The following is a 687-nucleotide window of genomic DNA, read 5'->3' on the forward strand; positions in this document are numbered from 1 at the left end:
AGTTATTCGAGGACGACTTTTCGGGTGAGAGTTTGTCCGCGGTCGGTCAGGCGCAGGGTGTAGAGGCCGGGGGCCAGGCCGCGGGTGCTCAGGAGCAACTCGAGGGCGCCGGCGGGCAGGGACAGGGTGCGCACGACCTGGCCCAGGGCGTTGAGCAGCGTGGCCTGGGCCGGGGTGGCGGCCAGCTGGCGGCGCAGGGTGAGCAGGCCGGTGCTGCTGGGGTTGGGGAAGAGCTCGAGGGCCTGGTCCGGGGCCGGGGCCGCGGTGGCGGTGAGCAGACCGGTGCCGGCGATGGTGAAGGGGCCGGGGGCGTCGTTGCTGGCAAAGCCGCTAATGGCCAGGTAGTAGCGCTGGCCGGGGGTCAGGCCGGGGATGGTGACCGTGCCCAGGGCCGTGTTGGGGGCGCCGGAGGCCTGGCAGAAGACGGGCAGGAAGGGGCCGGCGGCGCAGTCGGGGGCCGTGAACAGGCGCAGGGTGCCGGCGGCGCTGCCGGAGAGGGAGAGGGTGGCGGTGGGGGCGGTGGGGGTGAGGGCAAACCAGACGTCCTTGGGCAGCTGGGAGGGGGAGCAGTCGGGGTTGACGATGCCGTTTTGCAGGCTGGTGGTGGCGCCCAGGTTGGTGCTGCTGAGCGGGGCCGTGCCCAGGGCAAGGGCGCCGCAGGGCTCGTCATTGCTTGGTACCGTCAGC

1 protein-coding gene is annotated in these 687 nt (G+C 72.9%); it reads right to left on the reverse strand.

The features are described from left to right. Positions 1-2: 2 nt before the first annotated feature. Positions 3-687, reverse strand: a 685-nt coding sequence (locus WX88_RS26800) for a T9SS type A sorting domain-containing protein (protein ID WP_046247505.1), incomplete at its 5' end; no start/stop codon positions are given.

The organism is Hymenobacter terrenus, from assembly GCF_000972495.1.
In the GTDB taxonomy this organism is placed as follows: Bacteria; Bacteroidota; Bacteroidia; order Cytophagales; family Hymenobacteraceae; genus Hymenobacter; species Hymenobacter terrenus.